Origin of the sequence: Dactylosporangium sp. NPDC051484, from assembly GCF_040689395.1 — a bacterium.
Classification (GTDB): domain Bacteria; phylum Actinomycetota; class Actinomycetes; order Mycobacteriales; family Micromonosporaceae; genus Dactylosporangium.
The window spans coordinates 75,362-100,917 of the sequence record NZ_JBFAZX010000024.1 but is presented as its reverse complement, the minus strand read 5'-3'; the positions used below and the strand labels follow the sequence as shown (position 1 = coordinate 100,917).

Annotated in this window: 23 protein-coding genes; 15 read left to right on the top strand and 8 right to left on the bottom strand. The window is 69.7% G+C overall.

The genetic code is table 11. The features are described 5' to 3' along the window. Nucleotides 1–165 precede the first annotated feature (165 nt). The 12 genes from AB0367_RS29660 to AB0367_RS29605 are packed head-to-tail and all read left to right on the top strand — an operon-like array spanning nt 166 to nt 14,023. Complete coding sequence (locus tag AB0367_RS29660; protein WP_366229753.1) at nt 166–1,785, top strand: ABC transporter substrate-binding protein; 1,620 nt, start codon at nt 166–168, stop codon at nt 1,783–1,785. After that, on the top strand, nt 1,778–2,755 hold the full coding sequence (locus tag AB0367_RS29655) for an ABC transporter permease (protein WP_366229752.1): 978 nt from the start codon (nt 1,778–1,780) through the stop codon (nt 2,753–2,755). The genes AB0367_RS29660 and AB0367_RS29655 overlap by 8 nt, the downstream gene beginning before the upstream one ends. Beyond that, the gene (locus tag AB0367_RS29650; protein ID WP_366229751.1) at nt 2,752–3,618 is read left to right on the top strand and encodes an ABC transporter permease; all 867 of its coding nucleotides are present in this window, start codon (nt 2,752–2,754) and stop codon (nt 3,616–3,618) included. The genes AB0367_RS29655 and AB0367_RS29650 overlap by 4 nt, the downstream gene beginning before the upstream one ends. 12 nt (nt 3,619–3,630) lie before the next feature. After that, entirely contained in the window at nt 3,631–5,268 is a 1,638-nt protein-coding gene (locus tag AB0367_RS29645; RefSeq protein ID WP_366229750.1) for an ABC transporter ATP-binding protein, read from the top strand. Then, the gene (locus tag AB0367_RS29640; protein ID WP_366229749.1) at nt 5,265–6,161 is read left to right on the top strand and encodes an acyl-CoA dehydrogenase family protein; all 897 of its coding nucleotides are present in this window, start codon (nt 5,265–5,267) and stop codon (nt 6,159–6,161) included. Before AB0367_RS29645 ends, AB0367_RS29640 begins: the two co-directional genes overlap by 4 nt. Further along, nucleotides 6,154–7,503: an LLM class flavin-dependent oxidoreductase gene (locus tag AB0367_RS29635; protein ID WP_366229748.1), complete on the top strand. Its 1,350-nt coding sequence runs from the start codon at nt 6,154–6,156 to the stop codon at nt 7,501–7,503. Before AB0367_RS29640 ends, AB0367_RS29635 begins: the two co-directional genes overlap by 8 nt. After that, complete coding sequence (locus tag AB0367_RS29630; RefSeq protein WP_366229747.1) at nt 7,500–8,720, top strand: acyl-CoA dehydrogenase family protein; 1,221 nt, start codon at nt 7,500–7,502, stop codon at nt 8,718–8,720. Before AB0367_RS29635 ends, AB0367_RS29630 begins: the two co-directional genes overlap by 4 nt. A gap of 13 nt (nt 8,721–8,733) precedes the next feature. Continuing rightward, nucleotides 8,734–9,786 (top strand): LLM class flavin-dependent oxidoreductase, encoded by a 1,053-nt coding sequence (locus AB0367_RS29625; protein ID WP_366229746.1) that lies wholly within the window; start codon nt 8,734–8,736, stop codon nt 9,784–9,786. Next, nucleotides 9,783–10,946, top strand: a complete 1,164-nt coding sequence (locus AB0367_RS29620; RefSeq protein WP_366229745.1) for an acyl-CoA dehydrogenase family protein — start codon at nt 9,783–9,785, stop codon at nt 10,944–10,946. Before AB0367_RS29625 ends, AB0367_RS29620 begins: the two co-directional genes overlap by 4 nt. Nucleotides 10,947–10,957: 11 nt before the next feature. Then, entirely contained in the window at nt 10,958–11,986 is a 1,029-nt protein-coding gene (locus AB0367_RS29615) for an aldo/keto reductase (protein WP_366229744.1), read from the top strand. 10 nt (nt 11,987–11,996) lie between these two features. Further along, the gene (locus tag AB0367_RS29610) at nt 11,997–12,947 is read left to right on the top strand and encodes an amidohydrolase family protein (RefSeq protein WP_366229743.1); all 951 of its coding nucleotides are present in this window, start codon (nt 11,997–11,999) and stop codon (nt 12,945–12,947) included. 2 nt (nt 12,948–12,949) lie between these two features. Further along, complete coding sequence (locus AB0367_RS29605) at nt 12,950–14,023, top strand: acyl-CoA dehydrogenase family protein (protein ID WP_366229742.1); 1,074 nt, start codon at nt 12,950–12,952, stop codon at nt 14,021–14,023. A 156-nt stretch (nt 14,024–14,179) separates the two neighbouring features. On the opposite strand, the gene AB0367_RS29600 is transcribed toward AB0367_RS29605, so the two are convergent. The 8 genes from AB0367_RS29600 to AB0367_RS29565 form a co-directional block, all read right to left on the bottom strand. Next, nucleotides 14,180–14,686, bottom strand: coding sequence for a flavin reductase family protein (locus tag AB0367_RS29600; protein WP_366229741.1), 507 nt, complete (start codon nt 14,684–14,686; stop codon nt 14,180–14,182). Continuing rightward, nucleotides 14,683–15,678, bottom strand: a complete 996-nt coding sequence (locus tag AB0367_RS29595; RefSeq protein WP_366229740.1) for an amidohydrolase family protein — start codon at nt 15,676–15,678, stop codon at nt 14,683–14,685. Before AB0367_RS29595 ends, AB0367_RS29600 begins: the two co-directional genes overlap by 4 nt. Continuing rightward, a complete protein-coding gene (locus AB0367_RS29590; protein ID WP_366229739.1) occupies nt 15,675–16,553 on the bottom strand; it encodes an aldolase/citrate lyase family protein in 879 nt (292 codons plus the stop codon). The genes AB0367_RS29595 and AB0367_RS29590 overlap by 4 nt, the downstream gene beginning before the upstream one ends. Further along, on the bottom strand, nt 16,550–17,404 hold the full coding sequence (locus AB0367_RS29585) for a VOC family protein (protein WP_366229738.1): 855 nt from the start codon (nt 17,402–17,404) through the stop codon (nt 16,550–16,552). Before AB0367_RS29585 ends, AB0367_RS29590 begins: the two co-directional genes overlap by 4 nt. A gap of 60 nt (nt 17,405–17,464) precedes the next feature. Then, entirely contained in the window at nt 17,465–18,322 is an 858-nt protein-coding gene (locus tag AB0367_RS29580; RefSeq protein ID WP_366229736.1) for an alpha/beta fold hydrolase, read from the bottom strand. A gap of 37 nt (nt 18,323–18,359) precedes the next feature. Then, nucleotides 18,360–19,502: a 3-hydroxy-9,10-secoandrosta-1,3,5(10)-triene-9,17-dione monooxygenase oxygenase subunit gene (gene hsaA / locus AB0367_RS29575; RefSeq protein WP_366229735.1), complete on the bottom strand. Its 1,143-nt coding sequence runs from the start codon at nt 19,500–19,502 to the stop codon at nt 18,360–18,362. Between the two features lie 157 nt (nt 19,503–19,659). Then, on the bottom strand, nt 19,660–21,132 hold the full coding sequence (locus tag AB0367_RS29570; RefSeq protein ID WP_366229734.1) for an MDR family MFS transporter: 1,473 nt from the start codon (nt 21,130–21,132) through the stop codon (nt 19,660–19,662). 117 nt (nt 21,133–21,249) lie between these two features. Then, nucleotides 21,250–22,029 carry an IclR family transcriptional regulator gene (locus AB0367_RS29565; RefSeq protein ID WP_366229733.1) on the bottom strand — a complete coding sequence of 260 codons (780 nt, stop codon included), beginning with the start codon at nt 22,027–22,029 and terminating at the stop codon, nt 21,250–21,252. A gap of 407 nt (nt 22,030–22,436) precedes the next feature. Here AB0367_RS29565 and AB0367_RS29560 point away from each other — a divergent pair, with 407 nt between their 5' ends. Genes AB0367_RS29560 through AB0367_RS29550 form a run of 3 tightly spaced genes read left to right on the top strand, consistent with a single transcriptional unit; the run spans nt 22,437 to nt 25,551 of the window. After that, nucleotides 22,437–23,786, top strand: coding sequence for an ABC transporter substrate-binding protein (locus AB0367_RS29560; RefSeq protein WP_366229732.1), 1,350 nt, complete (start codon nt 22,437–22,439; stop codon nt 23,784–23,786). Nucleotides 23,787–23,794: 8 nt separating this feature from the next. Continuing rightward, nucleotides 23,795–24,751 (top strand): ABC transporter permease, encoded by a 957-nt coding sequence (locus AB0367_RS29555; protein ID WP_366229731.1) that lies wholly within the window; start codon nt 23,795–23,797, stop codon nt 24,749–24,751. Next, nucleotides 24,748–25,551 (top strand): ABC transporter permease, encoded by an 804-nt coding sequence (locus AB0367_RS29550; RefSeq protein WP_366229730.1) that lies wholly within the window; start codon nt 24,748–24,750, stop codon nt 25,549–25,551. Before AB0367_RS29555 ends, AB0367_RS29550 begins: the two co-directional genes overlap by 4 nt. Nucleotides 25,552–25,556 lie beyond the last annotated feature (5 nt).

Here is a 25,556-nt window from a genome sequence, read left to right as displayed (position 1 = left end):
ACCGCACCTGACACACGACTGTTCCCGGCGGCATCACCGCCGGTCATGACGACGTGCTCTCTCTCCCTGCCCGCATCCCCGGTGCGCGGCATCGATGCCGCATGGCCACGCCCGCCGACCGGGAGCTGCGAGCAGCACTGAACGCTCCAAGAACAAGGAATCGCCATGACGTGGACCACCCCTACCGCAAACCCCCGTAGACCCAGAGGGCTGGCCCTGGCCGCCGCGCTCGGTGCCGTCGCGATCGGCGCATCCGCCTGCTCCTCCGGCACTTCGAGCGCGCCGGGCGGTGGTGGCGACACCACCCTCACCATCGGCCTGGCCACCGAGGCGGAGTGCTGGGATCCGCAGCAGGACAACTTTGGATACGGCCTCACCATCGGCCGCCAGATCGTCGACTCGCTGACCGCACGCGACGGCAACGACCTCACGAAGATCGAGCCGTGGCTCGCGACGTCCTGGGAGGTCAGCCCGGACGCGACCACCTACACCTTCAAGTTGCGTGACGGCGTGACGTTCAGCGACGGCGCGAAGCTGGACGCGAGCGTCGTCAAGTCGAACTTCGAGACCTTGGCGAAGATCAAGGGGGCCAACGGTGCCGCCTTCGTGGCGGGCCTCAAGGAGATCACCACCCCCGACCCGCTGACCGTGAGCATCCGGTTCGCCCAGCCCAACGCCGCGTTCCTCCAGGCCACGTCCAACTTCCAGCTGGGCCTCGTATCGCCGGCGACCCTGGCCAAGACGCCCGAAGAGCGGTGCAGCCAGGGCGTGATCGGCTCCGGCCCGTTCGTGGTGAAGGAGGCCGTCCGTAACCAGCGGGCAACGCTCGAACGGCGCGAGGACTACGCCTGGCCGGCCAAGGTGTACAAGCGGACCGGACCGGCCGGCATCAAGACGCTGGTCTTCCGGATCGTGCCCGAGGCGAGTGTCCGCACCGGCGGCGTGAGCAGCCAGCAGATCGATGTAGCCCAAACTGTCTCGTGGCAGGACGGTGCGGTCCTCGAGAAGGGCGCCAACACCCAGCTGCTGCGTGCGGTCAACCGGGTTCCCGCCGTCTCGCTGGAGGTCAACACCTCCCGGCCGATCCTGAGCGAGGAAGCGGTACGGGTTGCGCTGACCCATGCCATCGACCGCAAGGGGCTCACCGAGACCGCCCACAACGGGTTCACCGTGCCGGCAACCGGCTCGCTGACCGCGGCATCGCCGTTCCACATCGACCAGTCCGACGCGCTGCGGTACGACCCCGCGCTCTCCAAGGACCTGCTGGAGAAGGCGGGCTGGACGGTGGGCGGCGACGGCATCCGGACCAAGAACGGCCAGCGTCTGGTGATCACGGCCTCGTTCGCCGCCAACCCGGACAACCAGACGTTCCTTGAGGTCATCCAGCAGCAGGTCCGGGAGGTCGGCATCGAATTCAAGCTGCGACCGCTGCCGACCACCGACTTCAACAAGGCGCTCGTCGCCGGCGACTACGATGTGCACCGCTGGAGCGGGGCGCTGGTGGACGCCGACGCCCTGCGGATCCTGTTCTCCACCAAGACCTTGAACAAGGCGCAACTGCCGCCGGACAACGACCTCGAACCGCTGTTGCAGAAGCAGGTCGGGCTCGCCGACCCGGCCGAGCGGCGCAAGGTCATCGACGACATTCAGCGGCTCCTGGTGACCCGCGGATACCAGATCCCCGTCTTCGACATGGTCAACCTGTGGGGGGCCAGCAAGAAGGTCACCGGCGTGCGGTTCGACGACAGTGCCATCATCCTCTACGAGGCGCAGGTCAATGGCTAGCTACGCGGCCCGGCGGATCCTGCACGCGCTGCTCGTGCTCTGGGCCGCCTTCACCGCCACCTTCCTGTTGCTCTACGCCCTTCCGGGCGACGCCGCGCTGAACAAAGCCGGCGTCGGGAGCGACGGGTCGGTACTGGACCCGGCCCAGCTGGCGCAGATCCGCACCCAGCTGGGCCTGGACCAGCCACTGCCGCTGCAATACGGCAAGGCGCTGCTCGGTGCGCTGCACGGCGACTTCGGTACGTCCGTGCAGACCGGAAACTCGGCCGCCGCCATGTACGTCGAGGCGATCCCGGAGACACTCAAACTGGCCGGCGCCGCCCTGGTACTGGCCATGATCCTCGGTATCGCCTGGGCCCTGCTGGCCTCGTACACCCGAGTGCCCCTGCTCCGGCAGGCACTGGTCGCGCTGCCCGCCGCCGGCGTGTCGGTGCCGACCTTCTGGATCGGCCTGGTCCTGATCCAGTTCGTGTCGTTCAAATGGCAGCTGCTGCCGGCGATCGGCAACGAGGGCATCGAAAGCCTCGTCATGCCGGCGGTGGTGCTGTCGATCCCCAGCGCCGCGATGTCCGCGCAGATCCTGTTACGCAGCCTCGAGTCCACGCTCAACGCCCCCTACATCGAGGCCGCCCGCGCCCGCGGAGCCTCCCGGGCCCGGGTGCTGCTCCGGCACGCGCTGCAGAACTCCATCATCCCGGTCATCACCGCGCTGGCCATGACGACCGGACACCTCATCGGCGGCTCCGTCGTCATGGAAACCGTCTTCTCCCGTTCCGGAGTCGGCGCCGTCACGGTGCGAGCGGTCAACTACCAGGACACGCCCGTGGTGCTGGTGGCGGTGGTCTTCGCCGCGGCGACCTTCGTCACGATCAACTTTCTGGTGGACATCCTCTATCCCGTCATCGACCCACGGATCCGGGTGCGAGCCTCACGCCGGTTCCGTCTGCTGCCCGCCAGGACGGCGACATGAGCACGGCCACCGCCGCCGGAACGCGCCCAGCGGACACCGCCCGGTTCGCCTGGCTGTGGACGATCCTGCGGCAGCCCGGGCTGATCCTTTCCTGGGCGGTCCTGGTCGCCGTCCTGCTCGCCGCCGCCGTGCCGTCCCTGTTCACCGACGCCGATCCACTGCGGGCGACCGGCCCGCGGCTGACGGCGCCGAACGCCCAGCACCTGTTCGGCACCGACAACCTCGGCCGTGACGTGTTCTCCCGGGTCGTGCACGGCACCTCGGCATCGGTCCAGGCGGTCGCCGTCGCGGTACTGCTAGGACTGCTGATCGGATCGCTGATGGGTCTGCTCGCCGGCTACTTCGGCCGGTGGGTCGACGACATCCTGATGCGTGTCGTCGACGTTCTGCTCGCCGTGCCGGCGCTGCTGATCTCGCTGGCCTTCATCACGGCCCTGGGTTTCGGCACCGTCAACATCGCGATCGCGGTCGGCATCGGCAACGTCGCCGCGTTCGCCCGGGTGATGCGAGCCGAGGTGCTGCGCATCCGTGGCATGGCCTACATCGAGGCCACGACGTTCGCCGGCATCGGCCGGCTGCGGCTGCTCACCCGCCACGTGCTGCCCAACGCGGCCGGGCCGGTGCTCGTGCTCGCCACGCTCGAACTCGGGCTGGCCCTGCTGAGCATCTCGGCGCTGAGCTTCCTCGGCTTCGGCGCGCCGCCACCGGCGCCCGAGTGGGGCAGCCTCGTCGCCGGCGGCCGGGACTATCTGTCCGCCGCCTGGTGGATGGCCAGCCTGCCGGGCGCGGTCATCGCCGTCACCGTGCTGTCGGCGAACCGGATCGCCCGGTCCATCAACCGGCAGCAGTACGTGAGCGTCTGAACGGAGGCAACCATGACCGACCTGCTCACGATCGAGAACCTGACCGTCGAGTACCGGCTGGCTCGTCGGCGGGTGCGCGCCGTGACGGACCTGAACCTGTCCGTCAAACCCGGCGAGACGCTTGCCCTCGTCGGCGAATCCGGCTCCGGCAAGAGCACCATCGCGCACGCCATCATGGGCGCCCTGCCGCAGTCCGCGACGATCCCCGCCGGGCGGATCCGGTTCGACGGGCTGGATCTGGCGCGGCTGTCCCAGCGGCGGTTCAACGGCATCCGCGGGCGATCCCTCGGATTCATCCCGCAGGACCCGATGGTCAGCCTCAACCCGCTGCACCGGGTCGGCCGCCAGGTGAGCGAGTCGATCCGTATCCACACCGGCACACCACGGCGGGAAGCGGAGCGCCGGGCCGTGGAACTGCTGGAGCGGGTCGGGCTGCCGGACCCGGCCACCCGCGCCCGGCAGTTCCCGCACGAGCTGTCCGGTGGCATGCGGCAACGGGTGCTCATCGCCGCCGCCCTCGCCGGGCAACCCAAGCTGCTCGTGGCCGACGAGCCGACCACCGCGCTGGACGTCACCGTGCAGAAGGTCATCCTCGACGACCTGGCCGAGCTGGCCCGCTCCAGCGGGATCGCCGTCGTGCTTATCACGCACGACCTCGCCGTCGCGGCGGACCGGGCACACCACATCGCGGTACTCAAGGACGGGCAACTGGTCGAGTACGGCACACCGGACACGGTGCTCGGCCGCCCGGAACACCCGTACACGCAGGCCCTGATCAGTAGCGTGCCGAGCCTCTCCGCGCCGGCGCGGCCGGCAGCCGTGCGCGTCGCGGCGGGCACGGGCGAGGGCCGGCCGGCCGTCCCGCTGGTGCGCGTCGAGGCGGTCAGCAAGGAGTTCCGGCTGCCCAACCGCGACCGATTCCAGGCAGTCGACGACGTGTCGCTCACCATCGCCAAGGGCGAGACGGTAGGGCTCGTCGGTGAATCCGGCTCCGGCAAATCCACGCTGGCCCGGCTGGTCCTCGGGCTGACCCAGCCGGATGCCGGGCAGGTCAGCTTCGACGGCGCCGACATCGGCCGGTTCGGCCGGGCGGACCTTCGGGTCCTGCACCGCCGGGCGCAGCTGATCTACCAGAACCCGTACGCATCGCTGAACCCCCGGCTGACGGTGCGGGAGATCGTCGCCGAACCGCTGGACGGCTTCGGCATCGGCGACCGGGCATCGCGCCGCGAGCGGGTACACGAACTGCTCGACCAGGTCGGTCTCGCCGGCGACTTCGAGACCCGCCGGCCGGCCGAGCTGTCCGGCGGGCAGCGGCAGCGGGTGGCGATCGCCCGCGCCCTCGCCCCGGCTCCGGACCTGCTCGTCTGCGACGAACCGGTGTCGGCACTGGACGTGTCGATTCAGGCACAGATCCTGCGGCTGCTCGCCGACCTGCGCGAGCAGCTCGGCCTCAGCCTGCTGTTCATCTCGCACGACCTCGCGGTGATCCGGGCCGTCGCGGACCGGGTCGCCGTGATGAAGTCCGGCCGCGTGGTCGAGTTCGGCGACGCGGACCAGGTGTTCCTGCGACCCGAGCACGAGTACACCAAGCTGCTGCTCGCCGCGATTCCCGGGCGGACGCTCGTGGAAGGGAGCGTGGCGGCATGAGCGCCGAGCCCACGATCCTCGACCCGGCGCAGCTCACGGCCGGTGGCGAAGAGGCAGCGCAACACGTGCGGGTGCTCGCCCGGTCCGACGCGGGACTCGCCGCGCGGGTCGCCGCCCATCACAGCGCTCGACTGCTGGCCGGACGGCTCGACGGGGGAGACGGGGGAGCGGTCGGCTGGTACGCCCACGCCGGTACCGTCGCCGCCACGCCGGTGCCCGGCGGCCGGCGCCTGCTCGGCGACGCGACGGTCTCCGCCGGTGGCGCCGACGCGCACCGGGTGGTGCTCGCCGACGACGGCCGGGTGCAGGCCGTGGTGGACGTCGAGTATCCGGGTGTCACCGTCGTCCCCGGCGAACCCGGCTTCGGACTGCGCTCGGCGACACCCGGGCGGATCAGCCTGCGCGACGTCACCGCGCCGATCCCCACCGCCGCGCCGGTACCCACGGCCTGGCGGCTCTTCGACGAGACATTGCAGGCGGCCATCGCGGTCGGCATCCTCGAGGGCTTCCTCACCGCGGCACGCGGCTTCGTGGTCGACCACGCCAGCCCGTGGCACGAATCCGGCGCGGAACGTGCCGCCCACGACCCACACACGATCGGCACGTTCGGCGACGCCTACGCCCGGTCGCGGGCGCTGGCCCTGCTCTTCGGGAACGCCGCTGACGGCTTCCGCCGGCGCTCGGTCACGCTGGCCCGCTGGTACGCGCACCGGCACGTCGGGCCGATCATCACGGCCGTGATCGGCGTGGTCGGGGGGAGCGGCACGTCCGAGCGCTACGGCCTGGACCGGTACTGGCGTGACGCGCGGACCCACGCGCTGCGCCACCCGCCGCACTGGACACTCAGCGACGCGATTCACACCGACGCCACAGGAGCGCGCCACGATGGCTAGGCAGCTGCACATCAACGTGAACATCATCGGGTCCGGGGCGCACCCGGCCGCATGGCGCTCACCCGGCGGTCGCCCGCGGGCCCTGACCGACATCGACTACTACCGGGCCATCGCCCGTGAGGCCGAACGCGGCCTGCTCGACGCGATCTTCCTCTCCGACGGGGTGCTGCTGAAGGGCAACGTCCGCTCCGGACCGCCGATCCACGGCATCGACCCGACCATCCTGGTCACCGCCATGGCGCTGGCCACCGAACGGGTCGGCTTCGTCCCCTCGGTGTCGACCACGTTCGACAACCCGTACCACATCGCCCGGATCTTCTCGTCGCTCGACCACGTCAGCGGCGGCCGGGTCGGCTGGAACGTGGTGACCACCCGCGACGTCGACGGCGGACGCAACTACGGCCTGGCCGAACTGCCGTCCCGCAACGACCGCTACGCGCGGGCGGCCGAGTCCATCGACATCGTCACCAAGCTCTGGGACAGCTGGGAGGACGAGGCGCTGATCGCCGACCCGTCGAGCCGGGTGTGGGCCGACACCGGCCGGATCCACCGCATCGACCATGAGGGGGAGCACTTCTCGGTACGCGGACCGCTGCAGCTGCCCCGCTCGCCGCAGGGCCGGCCGCCGCTGCTGCAGGCCGGTGGCTCGGCGGCGGGCCGGGACCTCGCCGCCCGCTACGCCGACGCGGTGTTCACCGCCCAGCACCTGCTGGGCTCCGCGCAGGCGTTCTACGCCGACGTCAAGTCACGCGCCCGGGCATACGGGCGCGACCCCGACGCCATCAGCATCCTGCCCGGGCTGAACCCGGTCATCGGCGGCACCGAGGCCGAGGCCCGCCGCCGGCAGCGCGAGTTCGACGAGCGCATCGGCGACGAGGGCCTGCTCGCCGGGTTCGCCGGCCGGTTCGGCGTCGACCCCGGCGAGCTGCACCTGGACAAGCCGTTCCCGGCGCACCTGCTGCCACCGACCGGAGACACGTACGGCTCCACCGGGTTCGACGACGCCGCCCGATCCCTGATCGGCTCCGGTGAACTGACCGTGCGGGAGCTCATCGCCCGCGGGATCGCCGCGCACCGGGTCGTCGTCGGCGCACCCGAGCAGATCGCGGACACGATCGAGGAGTGGTTCGTCCAGCGTGGCGCGGACGGGTTCAACATCCAGTGCGACATCTACCCGGGCGGACTGACCGACTTCGTCGACCAGGTCATCCCCGAGCTGCAGCGCCGAGGCATCTTCCGCACCGAGTACGAGGGGACCACCCTGCGGTCGCACTACGGCCTGGCCCGGCCGGCGAGCCGCTACGCGGCGGCACCAGCACTCGCCGGCGGAGTACGGCAATGACCACTGTGGACAGTTCGCTGCGACCGGCGATTCGCTTCCTGCACAGCGACGACGAGGCGGTCGCGGCAGCGCACGAGCTGGCCGCGGTCTGGCGCGAGCTGGGACCGCTGCGCGACCAGGATCGCACTGTGCCCCGCACGGAACTGGCCCTGCTGGCACGATCGGGCCTGCTGGCGATGACCGTGCCGAAGCGGTTCGGCGGACCGGGCCTGCGCACCGGCACACTCACCCGGGTCTTCGCGATCCTCGCCGCGGCCGACGCGGCGCTGGCACAGGTACCGCAGAACCACTTCGGCGCGCTGTACGGCCTCGACCTCGAGGATGACGACGACGAGCGCAAGGCGTTCTTCCTCGCCGAGGCGCTCCATGGTGCCCGCTTCGGCAACGCGGGGCACGAACGCGGCAAGGGCGGACGGACCATGCCGAAGACCACGATCGTCGAGGACGGCGACGACTACCGGATCAACGGCTCCAAGTCCTTCTGCACCGGCGCCCTGACCGCGCAGTGGGTGCCGGTGAGCGCCGCCCACCCGGACGGCTGGCTGGCCACCGCCATCGTGCCGCAGGGGACACCCGGGCTGGTCATCCTCGAGGACTGGGACGCGTTCGGCCAGCGCGCGACCGTCAGCGGCAGCGCCAAGTTGACGGATGTCCGGGTGCCGTCGCGGTACGTCTTCAACCAGTCCGGCCGGCGCAAGCCGGACACCGCGTTCCGGTACACCCGCAGCCAGCTCACCCACGCCGCGATCCAGCTCGGCATCGCCGAGGAGGTCCTGGCCCGGGCCGACCGGCTGGACACCGCCACCCTGGCACCCACGGTCGCCGGCCGGTTCCGGGCCTGGCGGGACGACCTCGAACTGGAGACCGCCGCCACCGCGGCGCTGATCGCCCGGGCCGCGGCACTGATCGACGAGGTCGTCGCCGCGGGCCAGGCGACCGCCGACTCCGCGCTCGGCGTCGGCATCGCGGTCGACGAGGCCAAGTGCCTCGCCTACGACCTCGGCCCGGTGGCCACCGACGGGTTCGTCGAGTTCCTCGACGCCGGATACGTCGACGCCGAACCCGGCTTCGACCGGCACTGGCGCAACGCCCGCACGCATTCTCTGCACGACCCGATCCGGTGGCGACGGCACTACGTCGGCGACTTCCACCTCAACGGGACCCCGCCGCCGTTCATGAAATGGCTGCTCGAGTCCGCCGGCGACGCGCCGCTATGAATGGAGGAGGCGAATGAAGCCCAGCTTCCACTGGTTCCTGCCGATGTACCGGGACAACCGCAGCTACGGCGGCGACCCGGGCGCCCGCGAGGCCACCCCGAAGTACCTGCGCGACGTGGCCCGCGCGGCGGAGGCCAACGGCTTCGAGTCGATGCTGCTGGCCACCGGGCACGACACCAAGGACACCTGGCTCACCGCGGCCGCGGTCGCGCAGCACACCGAGACGATCCGGTTCATCGTCGCGTTCCGCGCCGGCTACACGCTGCCCACGCTGACCGCGCAGATGATCGAGACGTTCCAGTACCTCTTCCCCGACCGGCTGGACATCAACATCGTCACCGGCAGCGACGTCGAGGAGCAGACGGCATACGGCGACGAGATCGCCAAGGCCGACCGGTACCGGCGGACCAAGGAGTTCCTGGAGATCCTCGACGCCGAACTGGCCGGCGGGCGCTACGACTTCGCCGGTGACCACTACCGGGTGAGCGGCGGCGGCCGGCCCGCCCCGATCTCCCGCCGGCCGACCATCTTCTTCGGCGGGCTCTCCGAGGAGTCCGCCGACGTCGGCGCGGCCCACGCCGACGTGCAGCTCATGTACGGCGAAACACCGCCGATGGCGGCCGAGCACGTCGAGCGGATCTCGAAGCTGGCCGCCGCGCACGGGCGCAGCATCGAGTTCGGCATCCGCATCCAGGTCATCTCCCGCGACCGCAGTGAGGACGCCTGGGCGGAGACGGATCGCATCCTGGCCAAACTGACCCCGCAACAGGTCGCCCGGCGGCAGCGGGAACTGGCCGAACGCCAGTCGATCGGCCAGCAACGGGTCCAGTCGCTCAACCCGGGCGTCATCGATCCGGACCGGCTGCGGCCGTACCCGACGATCTGGTCCGGCCTGGGCCTCATCGGTGGAGGCGGCGGCAGCACGGCACTGGTCGGCAGCCACGCCGAGGTCGCCGAGCGGATCCAGGAGTACACCGAGGTCGGCATCCGGCATTTCATCGTCTCCGGAGCACCGCTGCTGGAGGAGGCCTACAGCTTCGGCGAAGGGGTGATCCCACTCTTATGACCATTGACGAACTGAACCAGCGGGCCGAGGAGTACCTGCGCAAGGCCCGCGTCGGCGCCGCTGACCGGGAACGCGACCGCGAACTGCCGCACGCGCTCGTGCGCGAACTGGCAACCGCAGGTCTGGGCTCCTTCCGAGTGCCCAAGGAGTACGGCGGTCCGGGCGCCAGCGTCCGGCAGGTGTTCGAATTCATCATCGCGCTCGGCGCCGCCGACTCGAACATCGCCCAGTCCGTCCGCCCGCACTTCGGCTTCGTGGAGAGCCTCATCGCCTCGCCGGTCGAGCAGGAGCGGGTCCGGTGGTTCCCCCGGGTGCTCGCGGGCGATCTGTTCGGGCTGGCCAACGGCGAGATCGGGGCACCGAACGGGGTCATCCGCACCCGCGTCACCCGCGACGGCGACGAGCTGCGCGCCAACGGCAGCAAGTACTACAGCACCGGTACCCTCTTCTCCGACTGGGTCTCGGTCAGCGCTGTCGACGACGACGAGCAGCGGGTCAGCTTCGTGGTGCCGACCGACCGGCCCGGGGTGTCGCTGCTGGACGACTGGGACGGCATGGGCCAGCGGCTCACCGCCAGTGGCACCACCGAGTTCACCGACGTGGTGGTGACACCGCAGGACATCGTCGAACGGCAGCCGGCGCCGGGTCTGCGCAGCCTCACCACGGCGTTTCAGCAACTGTTGCTGGGCGGGATCCAGGCCGGCATCGCGCGCAACAGCCTCGCCGATGCGGTGTGGTTCGCCCAGCAGCGGTCCAGGCCGATCAAGCACAGTTCGGCGACGCGTTCGGTCGACGACCCGTACATCCAGCACGCCGTGGGTGAGATCGCGGCGCGGGCATACGCCGCGGAAGCGGCCGTGCTGCGGGCCGCCGAGGCGATCGACCGCGCCTGGCTGGCCGGCGACGACCCGGCGCCGCGCACGGCTGCCGCCGTCGAGGTGGCGCAGGCCCAGTTCCTGGCCACCGAGTCGGCGCTGCGCAGCGCAGAGCTGATCTTCGATGTCGGTGGCGGCTCGGCCACCGCCCGGGAACACAACCTCGACCGGCACTGGCGCAACGCTCGCACCGTCGCCAACCACAACCCGCGCTACTGGAAGGCCGCCGTCGTCGGTGCCTTCCTGCTCAACGGTACCGAACCGCCGACCACCGGACTCTTCTAGAAAGGGCACGCATGCCATATCGCCTATTGGGCCGGACCGGAGTCCACGTCAGCCCGCTCACCCTCGGCGCGATGAACTTCGGCGCCAACGCCAACGCCGACCACGCCGACGGCATCAGGATCATTCACGCCGCGCTGGACGCCGGGATCAACGTCATCGACACCGCTGACGTCTACTCCCAGGGCGAGTCCGAGGTGATCGTCGGTAAGGCGCTCGCCGGCGGGCGGCGCGACAATGTCGTCCTCGCCACGAAGTTCCACGGGTCCATCGGCGACGAGGTCAACCACAAGGGGAACTCGCGGCGCTGGATCTACCGGGCGGTCGAGGACAGCCTGCGCCGGCTCGGCACCGACCACATCGACCTGTATCAGGTACACCGTCCCGAGCCGGAAACCGACGTGGACGAGACCCTCGCCGCCCTCTCGGACCTGGTCCACCAGGGCAAGATCCGCTATTTCGGTACCTCGACCTTCGAGCCGCACGAGATTGTCGAGGCACAGTGGACAGCCGAGCGGCGCGGCCGGGAACGGCCGGTCACCGAGCAGCCGCCGTACTCGATCCTGGCCCGCGGTGCCGAGCGGGCGGTGCTGCCGCTCGCCCGGAAGTACGGCCTCGGCGTCCTGCCGTGGAGCCCGCTCGCCGGCGGGTGGCTCTCCGGCCGGTACCGCAAGGGCGAGGCCGAGCCCGCACCGTCGATCCGCCTGGACCGGTCGCCCGGCCGGCACGACCCGGCCCTGCCGGCGAACCAGCGCAAGCGGGAGGCGGTCGAGGCGCTCACCGACCTGGCGGACGAGGCCGGTCTCTCGCTGATCCACCTGTCGCTCGCGTTCGTCCTGCGGCATCCAGCGGTCAGCTCCGCGATCATCGGACCGCGCACCCTCGAGCACCTCACCAGCCAGCTCGGCGCGGTCGAGGTCACGCTCACAGATGACGTGCTCGACCGCATCGACGAGATCGTGCCGCCAGGCGTCACCATCAACCCCGCCGACGCCGGATACCAGCCGGCGACGTTGACCGATCCGGCCCAGCGCCGTTCCTGAAAGGCTCAGCATGCCAGCCATTGATATCCACGCCCACTACTACGAGCCCATCCAGCAGGTCGCTCCGGCACCGGGCTGGTGGCCGGAGGAGCGGCGTGCGGAGCACGCCCGCAGCATCGCCGTACTCAAGGACTTCGACCGCCTCATCGAGGTCGCTGACGAGGCCAAGGTGGACACCAGGGTGCTGAGCCTGCCGGCCGCGTCGCGGTTCGACGACTTCGACACCACGCCGCCGCACCTGGACGAGATCGCGACGCTCAACGAGTACCTCGCCGATGGGGTGCGCAGCCATCCCGGGCGCCTGCTCGGTCTCGCCACCATCGACGCGTTCGCCGGTGAGGACAGTGCCGCCGAGGTGCGCCGCGCCGCCGATGAGCTGGGCCTGTCCGGCATCGTCGTCGACTCGGGCAAGGCCGACGTCTTCCTCGGCGCGCCGCAGACGGTGCCGACCCTGCAGGAGGCCGCACACCTGGGCATCCCGGTGTTCGTGCACCCCACGGGCACGAGCCTCACCCCCACGCTGATCGAGCAGGCCGGCCAGCTCGGCTCCTCGTACGGCCGCGGCCTGGCCAACGGCGTCGCGCTGCTGTCGCTGATCCACCGCGGCCTGCTCGACGAGATCCCCAACCTGCGGGTGGTCTTCACCACGCTGGGCATCGGCTCGCTCGGCATCGCCGGCACCTGGCGGGCCCGCGGCGGCCTTGCCGCGGAGGACGGCCGCTGGCAGGTCTACTTCGACACCATGGGCTTCGACGCCCAGAACATCGCGTATCTAGTCTCCGTCCTGGGAGCCCGCCGGGTGCTGCTCGGCAGCGACTTCCCGCATCAGGTCGACGCGACCGAGGAGCGGGTCGCCGCCGCGCTGACCGGGGCCGGCATCTCGCCGGCAGACCAGGAGCTGATCCGCGGTGGCAACGCCGCGGACCTCCTGACCCGCCGGCCGGCGGCGCAGCCGGCCTGACCATGACCATCGACCAGGTCACCGCGGGTAGCGTGCCGAGCCGGTTCGGCCCGCTGCCCGCCCATCCGGTGCTCGACCGGTTGCGTGACGTCATCGAGCAGACGATCGCCCCGGCGGCGACGGCAACCGATCGCGGCGCGGTTCCCGCCTCGCATCTCGCGGCGCTGGCCGGGACCGGTCTGTTCGGCCTGGCGGTCCCACCGCGTTACGGCGGACTGGGGGCGCCGCCGGAGGTGGTCGCGGAGGCGTACGAGTTGCTCGCGGGTGCCTGCCCGTCGACGTACCTCATCGCCTCGCAGCACTCGACCCCGGTCCGGTGGATCCTCGACGGTGGTGGTCCGGCTCTGCACGAACTGCTGCCGGCGCTGGCCGGCGGAAAGCTGCTCGGTGGTGCGGCGTTCGGGCATGTGCGCACCTGGCCCGGCCGCCGCACCGCCACGGCCCGGCGTGTGGTGAACGGCTGGCGCTTCGACGGTGTCGTGCCGTGGTTCTCCGGTGCGGGCCTGGTCGATGTGGTGCTGCTCGCGGCCGTCGCCGAGGAGGAGCACTCGATCGTGTTCGCCGTGGTGCGGCTGCCGCAGCCCGGTCGCGTCAAAGCGGTGCCGCTCGACCTGGCGGCGATCGCCGGCTCGCGCACGGCCGCCCTCCACATCGATGACCTGTTCGTACCCGACCATGACGTGGCGCAGCTGGTCGACGTCGATGAGTGGAAGGCGGGTGACGGCCTGGACGGCCCCGGCGTGGCACCCGGCGCGCTCGGGCTGGCCCGTGCCGCGATCGAGTTTGCCCTGACCCGCCAGCCGGACAATCCCGACCTGCATGCCCTCGCGCACGAGGTCGCTCACCTCCGTGGCGCGCCGTCCGCCGGGGATCCGTTCTCCCGGCGGGCCCGCTCGGTGAACCTCGCCGTCCGGGCGACGAACGCGGCCATCGTCGCCCGCGGCGGCGCGGCGCTGCTGGCCGACGACGTGGTACAGGTCTGGGCCCGCGCCGCGCTGTTCCTGCAGGTACGCGGGCTGTCCGACCCGCTGCGGGCGGCGCACCTGCACGAACTGGCCGGTGGTGCCCCTCGGTGAGACGGGGCGGAGCTACCGGCGGGCGGCGAGGGCGGCGTTGAGCCGCTCCTCGCCGCTGCCGGCCCCGCAGGAGTTGGCCGTGTCGCGAAAGGTGATGTCCACGTCAAGGGCGCGGTGCACCGCCCGGTCGCGATGGCCGCCGAGATCCGGTGCGCCTCAGGCGGCGGGCTCGAACGCGCCGTAGCTGCTGCGGAAGAACAGCAGCGGGGTGAGGGAGGGGTCCTCGCCCGCCGCCAGCGGCCGACCGACCACGATGTCGTGGTCACCGCCCGGGTAGATGGCGGCCAGCTCGCACTCGATGTGGGCCATCGAGCCCTCGATGATGGGCGAGCCGGTGTGACCGCGGTGCCAGTCGACACCGGTGAACTTGTCCGCGCCCGTGACGGCGAAGGCCCGGCTGAGGCGCTGCTGTCCGGCCGAGAGGATGTTCACCGCGAACGTGCCGGTCTCCCGCAGCCGTGGCCACGTGGTGGATGTCCGCGCCGGGCTGAACATGACCAGCGGCGGGTCCAGGGACAGGGACGAGAAGGACTGGCAGGTCATGCCGACGGGGCCGACGTCATATCCGGTGATGATGACGACGCCGGTACAGAAGTGTCCGAGGATGCGACGGAAGACCGCAGGATCGGCGATCGCGCTAGTGTCCACGACCGGGGCACTCACAGCTTCGCCCTGGTGTACAGCCGCCGGGCGTTCCCTTCGAATATCTTGTACCGGTCCTCGTCGCTGAGCCAGTCGATGGCGGTGACCATGTCGACGGTGTCGTCGAACTTCCGGCCGGTCTCCGGGTCGATGAACTGGGCCGAGCCCCACATCTCGCTCGCGTACAGGACGTTGTCGGCGCCCATCTTCTTGATGGTGAGCTCGATCGACTCAGCGTCGTAGGTGGACAGGTCGAAATAGATGTTGCGGACGGCCTCCTCGAACGGCGCCAGCCGAGCCCCGACGTGGATGGCCCGCATCCGGTTCCAGTGGAACGGGATGCCGCCTCCGCCGTGCGGGATGACAAGTTTCAGCTGGGGGAAGTCCTGGAAGACCCGGGACGTCGTCAACTCGACGACGGCGGCCACGTCGGTGTTGACGTAGTGGGCGCCGTTCATGTGCAGGTGAGGGTTGCGGGTGTTGGCCGCATGGATCAGCCCCACCAGGTCGTACTCGCACATCTTCTCGTAGAGCGGATACCAGGAGCGGTCCGACAGCGACGGGCTCAGCGGCGCGATGCCGCCGGACGGGTCCGGGTTGAGCTGCAGGCTGACGAAACCCATGGCGACGCAGCGTTCCAGCTCGGGGATGCTGGCGGCCGGTTCCACGCCGGGGCTCTGGGGGAGTTGGAACGCCGGGATGAACATGTCGGGGTACATGGCGCAGGCGCGGGCGATGAGGTCGTTGTTTATCTCGGTCCAGTGCCGGCTGATCCACTCTGGACCGAACTCGTGCCCCATCAGGCCCGCGCGCGGGCCGAAGATGAGTTTGTCGATGCCGCGTTCCCGGTTCTCCCGGACGTGCGGCTGCAGGTGTTCGCGCAGCAAGTCGTCGGAGATGCCCGGGTCGCCCTTGCCCCGGGGCGGGCGGGCCAGCTGCCCGATCTGCCGGCCGCGGTAGGCGTCGAGCTGGACCGGCACCTGGGTGAAGTGGCCATGCACGTCGACGATCATGGTGTGTCCTCCTTCCTCTTCGCCAACCACGCCTTGGCGATATCGACCGCTTGGTTGGTACGCACCGGGTTGGGCATGAGCCACTGGAAGCCCTGCTCGAGCCGCTTCTCCACGTTGGCCGGGGTGACGTGCGGGATGCCGGCCGGCACCCCGGCGTCAGCGCAGATCGCCAGCACGTCGGCGATCGCGGCCTCCACCTCGGGATGCTGGTAGGCCCGCGGGTGCCCGAGGTCCTGGCTCAGGTCCCCCTCGCCGATCAGCACCGCGCCGATGCCCTGGACCTCGGCCAGCATCGCCGGCAGGTTACGGATGGCCTTGACCTCTTCACACATGATGACCACGAAGATGTCGCCGTCCGGGGCCAGTGGCCAGGTGTCGGCCCGCCGGTAGTAGTCCATCACGTCGATGCCCCAGTAGCGGGCGGCGCCGAACGGGCCGTCGCCACGCACGCCGGCCGGCTCGTAGCGCGGTGCCGACGGCGGTCGTGGGTAGCGGCAGGAGGCGACGGCGTTGCGGGCCTCCTCGACGGTGCTCACGTGCGGGAAGATGATGCCGTAGACGCCCGCGTCGAGGGCCTGCTTGGCCAGGAACTGGTTCATCTCGCAGCCGTTGGCCGGCACCCGGACGAACGGGGTGACCGTGGGTGACGGGTCGCCGCGCTCGAGGATGGCCTTGCGGTCCAGCAGGTACTGCAGGCTGTTACGCAGCCCCGCGGTGGAATAGGGGTTGTGTTCCATCTCGAACACGACCACGTCGTAGGGTCCGTTGGCGAACGCCTGCGCGTTGCCCGGGTCGGCGGGGGAGAAGGAGGCCAGCACCGGCCGGCCCTCCTCCAGGGCCCGGATCGCGCCGTTGAGGTGACCGTCCATCATCATGCCGCCGGCTTCGTGACGGGCCAGTAGCCCCAGTAGCTCAACGCGGTCAGGTCCCGGGTCAGCCAGGTCGAGTCATCGACGTGGCGGCCTTGCACGCCGTACTCCAGCTCGAACCCGCCCGGGCAGAACAGGTAGAACGACAGCACCTCGTCGTTGGAGTGCTGGCCCAGCTCGGTCTTGAGCACGCCGGCCTCCCGGGCCCGGGCGAAGGTGCGCCCGAACGTCTTGATGCTGTCGGCCTCCAGCATGAAATGCCGCATGCCCTGCTCCGACGGGGTCTGGGTGAGCGCGATGGTGTGGTGGCGCGGGTTGCAGCCCAGGAACCGCAGCCGCACGGTCATCCCGTTCGGGAACTTCACCGCCATCGAGTCGCGGTGGCGGAAGCCCATCACCCGGGTGTAGAAGTCGAACGCGGCCTCGATGTCGGCGCTTGGCAGCACCACGTGGCCCATGCCGAGGGCTCCGGTGAGGAAGCCGCCACCGAAGGGCAGCTGGGCGTCGTCGCCGTCGACGACCGGGCTGAAGAAGATCTCGACCGGGTTGCCGTTGGGGTCGTCGAACGCGACGAACCGCTCCACCTTCCGGTCGTCGGCCTCCTCGCTGGAGCCTTCCTTGAGCGCGACTCCGGCGGCCTGCAGCTCAGCCACGGCCGCGGCCAGGGTGGCACCGTCGCGGACCTCGAAGCCCGACCCGATCAGCCGGTCGCGGCTGCCCGGGACGATGGCGATGCGCATCGGCCGCTCGTCGAGGCGGATGTGCAGACCGCCGCCCGGGGTGTCGGTGACGACGGCACCAAGCACGTCGTGCGCGAATGTCCGCCACTCGTCGACCACAGTGGACTCGAGGCGCATATATCCAAGACTATGAATGTCCAAAGCTAGAGCTCCGTTCCGGTTCAAGTGGAGAGCGGCTCAGCCGGCCGCGAAGAAGTCCTTGGTGAGGCGCTCGAACTCCTCGCGCTGCTCGATCATCGCCCAGTGGCCGCACTTCGGGAACACGTGCAGGCGGGCGTTCTCCAGCAGGCGGAAGCCCACGAATGCGCCGTCGAGAGGCTGCACCCGGTCCTCGCGGCCCCAGGTGATGAGCACCTCGTGCTTGATCAGGTGGGCCTCGCGCCAGAGCTCGCCCTCGGTGTGGAACTTCTGGTTCGCGACCTGCATGGCCTTCAGCCCGGCTCCGGCCGCCGGGTCGGTGGCGGTCTGGAAGCGGTCGGCGATTAGCTCCGGCGTCACCAGGCTCTGGTCGTAGACCATGGAGCGCAGGAACGCCTCCATCTTCTCGGGAGTCTTGTCCGCGGCGAGGCTGAACTCCATCAGCCGGCGGATGCCCTCGCTGGGCCGCGGCGCGAACAGGCCGATCGACAGTGCCGAGCCGGGCCCCATCAGCGCCAGCCGCTTGGTGCGAGTCGGGTGGGCCAGCACGAACCGCACCGCCACCGAGGCGCCGAGCGAGTTGCCCAGCAGGTGTGCGGACTCCAAGCCGAGTTCGTCCATCAGGGACGCCACGGCGTCAGCCGCGTACTGCAGGTAGCTGCGGTCGTACTCGGCCGGGTGGCCCGACTTCCCGAACCCCGGCATGTCGACCAGGATGGTGCGGAAATGCTCGGCGTATCCGGAGATGTTGCCCGAGAAGTTGCTCCACGACGAGACGCCGGGGCCCGCGCCGTGGAGCAGGATGAGTGGCGTTCCCGAGCCGAGCTCGTGGTAGTGCAGCGGGTGCCCGTTGAACGTAGTGGTACGGGTGGTCTTGTCATACAGCGCGTCAGGCAACGTTCCTCCTGCTGGCGATGGGACGGTGGGTGGTTGATCAGAAGCCCTGGTCGGCCACGGAAAGGCCGAACTTCATCGCGCCGTAGGCCATCAGGATCGGCTCGGCGACGTTGCTGTTGTGCAGGCTGCCGGCGTGGATGTCGCGCCAGGCCCGCTGGATCGGATTGCGCTCGTGCAGGGCCCGGCCGCCGGAGTTGGTGAACACCCGGTCCACGGCCGAGGCGGCGAGCTGGGTCGCCCGCACCTGGTCCAGGCGGCAGCGCACCCGCAGTTCGACCGGGATCTCCTTGCCGTCCCGGGCGAGGTCGAGCATCTCGCCGAGGTCGCGCATCATCTGCAGCCGGGCGCCGTCGAGCTCGGCTGCCGCCTCGGCGACCCGGGCCTGGGAGAATGGCTCCTCGGCCACCCGTGAACCCTTCGAGATGCGGGTGCGTTCGGCCGTCCAGGCGATGTGCTCGTCCAGCGCGCCCTGGGCCGCGCCCAGCAGCGGCGCGGTGATGCCCCAGCTGAACACCGCGCCGAACGGCAGCGCGAAGATGGGCGAGGTGCTGGTCTCGCTGCCCGAGGTGAAGGCGTGGGTGCGGTGCTCGGGCACGAACGCGTTGTTCACCACCACGTCGTTGCTGCCGGTACCGCGCAGGCCCGCGACGTGCCAGACGTCCTCGACCGTGTAGTCGGTGCGGGGCAACAGGAAGCACAGCCGGCGCACCGTCCCGTCAGGCTCGGTCGCGGCGCCGCCGACGATGACCCAGGTGCAGTGGTCGGATCCGGACGAGAACGACCACCGGCCCGACAGCCGGTAGCCACCGTCGACGATCTCCACCTGGCCGCGCGGGGTGTAGGAGGAGCTGATCAGCACGTCCTGGTCGGTGCCCCAGACCTCTTCCTGGGCCTGGCGCGGCATGAGCCCGACCTGCCAGTTGTGCACCCCCACGACCGCGAACACCCACCCCGTCGACGGGCAGGCCGATCCGATGATCATCGCGGCTTCCATGAAGACCCGCGGGTCGAGCTCGAGACCGCCGTACGCGGCCGGCTGCAACACCCGGAACAGGCCGGCGGACTTCAGCTCGGCGATGGTCTCCTCCGGAACGCGCCGTGCCTGCTCGGCGGCGAAGGCACGCTCGCGAAGTACCGGGGCCATGGCGCGGGTCTTGTCCAGCAGGTCTTCCGGGTTCATCCCGACCTCCTCCTCGAGGGCTGTGCGCCCACTCTTCCTGCGAAGTTGCGATCTTGTCCAGCAGTGGTCCCGATCAGCGGCACATTCCCGGCCCCCTGCGCACTCGCCACACCTGGACCTGGCGCGTGAGGCCGCCTATTGTGATTTGACTGGTCGGTCAGTCGGGCGCGACGGTGCCATTCACCTGCGCGCTCGCCTTGGTGCGTAAAGGAATCTCCCGGATGAAGAATGTGGCCACGAAACCCACCGCCATCACCGCGGTCGCCCACAGGTAGACGTCCTGCAGCGCCACGGCGAAACCCGTAACCAGGTCAGCACGCAGGTCCGGCGGCAGTGCCGCGATCTGGTCGCGGGTCAGGTCCGCTGCGTCCGCGCCGAACGGCTCGGGCAACGTGCGTTCCAGCCTGGCCGCGAACATGGCGCCGAAGAACGCCACCCCGACCGAGGCCCCGATCTGGCGGACGAACGTGTTGGTGGAGGTGGCGACGCCCAGATCGGCCTCGCCGACCGAGTTCTGTCCGGCCAGCATGAGAATCTGGTTCACCGTGCCGAGTCCCATGCCCAGCGCCGCCATACCCAGCGCCTGCACCGGATAGGGCGTGTCAGGCTCCATTGTGGACAGCACGAGCAGGCCGAGTGTCATCAGCGCCGTGCCCACCACCGGGAACACCTTGTACCGTCCCCACCGCACCAGCAGCCGTCCGGTGACGACCGAGGCGAGCACCAGGGACGTCATGACCGGGACCATCTTCAGCCCTGAGACCGTCGGCGTCTCGCCGTCGACGATTTGGAGGAACAAGGGCAGGAACGTGACCGCTCCGAGTGTCGCGAAGCCAACCAGGAACGCGGTGCCGCAGGCGAGCCGGAACACCGACGACTCGAACAGCCGAAACGGCAGCACCGGGTCGGCCGCCCGGCGTTGCACCATCACGAACAACAGCACCACCAGAGCCAGACCCACCAGAGCCACCGACAGCCCCACCGGGTTCCAGCGGCCGCCGGTGACCCACGTGGTCAGCAGCACGATGGCGCCGGCGCCCGACGACAGCAGGGCCGCGCCCAGCCAGTCGATGCGCGCCGACGGTCTTCGCCGGGGCAGCTTCAGGACCAGCGACGACACCACCAGCGCGGCGATACTGATGGGCAGGTTGAGGTAGAACACCCAGCGCCAGGACAGGTGCTCGGTGAGAATGCCACCCACCAACGGCCCTACCACCGAGGCGAAGGCCCAGACCGCGCCGATGTATCCCTGGTAGCGTCCCCGCACCGAGGGTGCCACCAGGTCGGCGATGATGGCCTGGGCCCCGACGATGACGCCACCGGAGCCGATGCCTTGCACGGCGCGGAAGGCCACCATCTGGCTCATCGAGCCGGCCAGCCCTGACAGCACCGAGCCGAGCAGGAAGATGCCGATGGCGATCTGGAACAACAACTTGCGCCCGTAGAGATCACCCAACTTGCCGTAGATCGGAGTGGCCACTGTGGACGCGAGCAGGTAGGCGGTGACCACCCAGGACAGTTGGGCCAGGCCACCGAGGTCGGAGACAATCGTCGGCAGCGCGGTGGTCACGATGTTCTGGTCCAGCGCGGCGACGAACATGCCCGACATCAACCCGAGTAGCACCACCATGATCTGACGGTGCGACAGAGGAGCGGTGTTGGTCACGGGGTCAGCCTGCCGAACCGGGCGCCCCTCGGCCCGGCCCCGTTCCGACCACCGGCACACTTCGCCCAGCAGCCGGACCGCTCAGGTGGCGAAGCCGAGCGCCATCCGGCCGGCGCCGAGCGTGCGGGAGATGCCGTGGGCGGCGGTGGTCACGGCGGGGGCGAGGGCGTCCATGCGGGTGCGGCTGGCCCGGCCGGTGACCGAGATGGCGGCGACCACCTTGCGGTCGTAGCCGAAGATGGGGGCCGCGACGCAGTTGACGCCGACGCTGGCCTCCTCGCGGTCGAAGCCGAAGCCGTTGGTGACGATGGTCTGCAGCTCGCGGCGGAGCCGGATCGGCGAGGTGATGGTGGCCTGGGTGCGGCCGACGAGGCCATGACTGATCACTCGGTCAAGCAGTTCCACCGGTGAGAAGGCGAGCAGCACCTTGCCCAGGCCAGTGCAGTAGAGCGGCATCCGTCCGCCCACCTGGGACAGGTCCGTGATGCGGTCGTGGCCCCGGATCTTCTCCACGTAGAGCACGTCAAGGTCCTTGTGCACGGCCAGGTGCACGCTCACGTGGGTGCTCTCGTAGAGGTCCTCCATGTAGGGCAGAGCGGTCTCACGAAGCTCGTAGCGCATGGAGCTGTGCCCGGCGAGTTCGAAGATGCGGGTGCCCAGCGCGTAGCGTCCGTTTTCGTAGGTGAGCCAGCCAAGTTCCATCATCTGTTTGGCGGTGCGGTGCACCGTGGACTTCGGCAGACCGGTTCGCATCACGATGGCGGACAGAGTGAGATGCCGATGCCGGGGGCCGAATGCACCCAGGAGCGCGTTGGCGCGCTGCAGCACGGATTCGTTGCTCTGATCCGGTTGGCTCCGCATCTTCGCGAGCGTAAACCACATCTTGGCTTATGTTGCGAGGTTGTTACGCTGTCGTAACACGAAGATGTCGACGAGCTCAGAACCCGTGCCGCTGGCCGGGATCCGTCATGGGCACCACGGCTGAGCTCGGAGAAACTCGTGGCACCCTGGAGGCCCGTCTCAGAAGACGCTTCTACGACCGGTCTCGGAAGCCCTGTTGCGCGGAGGTTGCAATGCGAACTCGGATTCGATCGCTCTTAGGGATCGGAGTGGCCGCGGCGCTCGCCGCGGCGTGCAGCTCGGGCGGAGGCTCAACAACCGGTGACACAACCACGACACCCTTTGACCGCAACGCGACGTTGCGGTTTGGCTTTTCCGTTTCACCGACAACGTGGGATCCGCACAAGCTTGCCCAGGATTACAACAACTTGGCGATCTTTCCCGTCTATGACCGAATCCTCGACACAGACCCCGAGGGCAAGGTGACCGCAGGCCTTGCGGACAAGTGGGAGTTCAGCTCCGACGGTCTGACCCTGACCCTGACGATGCGCGACGGAGCCAAGTTCCACGACGGCAGCGCGGTGGACGCCGCCTCCGTCAAGGCCAACCTCGACACCGCGATCTCCGGCCAGGGCATGCTCGCGGCCCCGCTGCTGAAGGTCATCAGCGACGTCACGGTGAGTGACCCGAAGACGGTCAAGCTGACCCTCAAGAGCCAGGCGGCCTATCTGCCGTCGGTGCTCGCCAACCGCGCGGGCGCCCTGGTCTGCCCGAGTGCGCTGACCGCCGCCTCACTCGAGACACAGCCGTGCGGCGCCGGCCCGTTCAAGGTGACCCTCTCCCGGCAGAACGACCGCATCGTCTACGAACGCTTCGAGGATTACTGGAACGTCAAGAACGTCCAGATCAAGACCCTGGAAATGACGATCCAGCCGGCCGAGGCGACCCGGCTCTCGTCGTTCCAGTCCGGCCAGCTCGACGCGACCTACATGAACGCGGCCACCATCGACAGCGCGAAGCGGGCCGGCGTGGCCGTGGACCCGCAGACGACGTTCACGTGGTACGGCATCTTCGTCAACTGGAGCAAGGGCGACCTCGGCAACCCGGCGGTGCGTCAGGCGATCAACCTCGCCATCGACCGTAAGTCCATCATCGACCGTCTCTCGTTCGGCTACGCCTCGGACTACCAGCAGCCGTTCCCGCCGAACTACTTCGCCAACAACAAGGACATCAAGTCCCCGTACTGGACCCACGACCCGAACAAGGCCAAGGAGCTGCTGGCGGGCGCCGGGCTGACCGACAAGGTCTCGTTCACCTGCGAGCTGGCCAACTCCAACGCCTTCCCGGACATCGCCGCCGCCGTGCAGCAGCAGTTGGCCGCGGTCGGCATCAAGATGAACTACACCACGGCCACCAACCAGGCGGTTACCCAGAACTACTTCATCGAGGGCAAAACCGACTGCACGTTCGGCGCCTACTCCGGCGTGACGGACCCGTCCCTGGCGCTGCAGCAGCTGTTCGCCCCGGACGGGGGCCTCAACGGCTCCCACAAATGGCTCAAGCCGGAATTCCAGACAATGTACGAAGCGACGCTGCGCCCCGGTGACCAGCGCGATGCCGCGATCCACGCCATGGTGAAGTCCGTCATGGACGAGGCCGCCGTGATCCCGTTGTTCTACCCGCAACGCTCCTACATCGCCAAGCCGAAGGTGAAGGGTCTGGAGAAGTTCCCCGTGGACACCACGACCCGGTTCATCAACCTCGGTCTGGCCCAGTGAGATAGCCCATGCTGCAGACGCTGCTGAGCCGGCTGGTCCGGCTGGTCCCGACCCTCATCCTGGTTTCGGTGGCGACGTTCTCGCTCACCTACCTGGTGCCGGGCGACCCGGCGATCACCCTCGCCGGGGACGCGCCGACGCCGGAACGGATCGCCGAGATCCGGGCCGATCTGGGGCTCAACCGACCGGTCATCACCCAGTACTTCGACTGGGTGGGGGGCGTGGTCACCGGCGACTTCGGACACTCCATCTACGGTGGCGCGGACACCGTCACCGATCTGATCGTGCAGAAGCTGCCGGTGGACATCTCGCTGGCAATCGGTGGCCTGCTGGTCGCACTGCTCGCCGGGGTGCCATTGGGCATCCTGGCGGCAGTGCGGCGTGGGTCCATTGCGGACCGTGTTGTGACCGCGTTCACCTCCGTCTCGGTGGCGCTGCCCAGCTACTGGATCGCCCTGTTGCTGGTGCTGCTGTTCGCGGTGAACCTGCGCTGGCTGCCGGCGTCGGGTTACACCCCGCCGGCAGAGGACCCGCTCGCCTGGGCTCGCGGCCTGGTGTTGCCCTCGATCGCGATCGGACTGGCCATGACGGCCGAGATCGCCCGGCAGTTGCGTACCGCTCTGGTCGACGTGCTCGACCAGCAGTACGTCCGTACCGCCCGGGCGAAGGGCCTGCGGGGGTGGGTGGTCATCGGCAAGCACGCGATGAAGAACGCCGCCATCACGCCGCTCACCATCCTCGGCCTGCAGATCGCCTCGATCCTGGGTGGCGCGGTCATCATCGAGCAGATCTTCGGCCTGCCGGGGCTCGGCCAGCTCGCCATCGAGGCGGTGTTGCAACGCGACATCCCCGTGATCCAGGGCGTCGTGATGACGGCGGTGCTGGTGGTCGTGGTCTGCAACCTGCTCGTGGACCTCTCCTACATCTGGCTCAACCCGAGAGCGCGGAGGTATCCCCCCGGATGACCATCCTGAGACGACCGTCCGTCGCGATATCGCTGACCGTGCTGGGCCTGCTCGCTCTGGCGGCAATCCTGGCCCCTGTGCTGCCGCTGGCCGACCCGCTGCGGGGCGACCTGATGCGCAGCCTGGAGGGACCCTCGGCGCAACACCTGCTCGGCACCGACACGCTGGGCCGCGACGTGCTCAGCCGGATGATCTACGCCACCCGGGTATCGCTCGTCGTGGCCGCCGGCGCCGTGCTGGTGGCGCTGCTGATCGGCGCCGTGCTGGGCATGCTCGCCGGCTACTTCGGCGGGAAGTTCGACAGCCTCATCTCCTTCATCACCGACGCCTATCTCGCGTTCCCGCCGATCCTGCTGGCCATCGCCATATTGGGCGCGATGGGCCGCGGCACGGTCAACACCGTGGGCGCCATCGCGTTCATCTTCGTGCCACGGTTCATCCGGGTGGCCCGGGGCGCGGTGGTGGCCAGGCGCGGCGAGGTCTACATCGACGCCGCGCACGTCATCGGGGCGTCAACGCCCTGGATCATCCGCAAGCACGTGGTGCCCAACATCGCCGCCCCGATCATCGTGCAGGCGGCGCTGGCGGCCGGATTCGCGATGCTGGCCGAGGCCAGCCTGAGCTTCCTGGGCCTGGGTGTGCAGGCGCCGGCGGCGAGCTGGGGATCGATGCTGGGCGACGCCTCGCAGCAGATCTACCGCCAACCGCTGCTGATGATCTGGCCCGGCCTGGCCATCGCCGTTTGTGTGTTCTGTTTCAACCTCATCGGCGAGGCGATGCGGGATGCGATGCGGGCATGAGCACA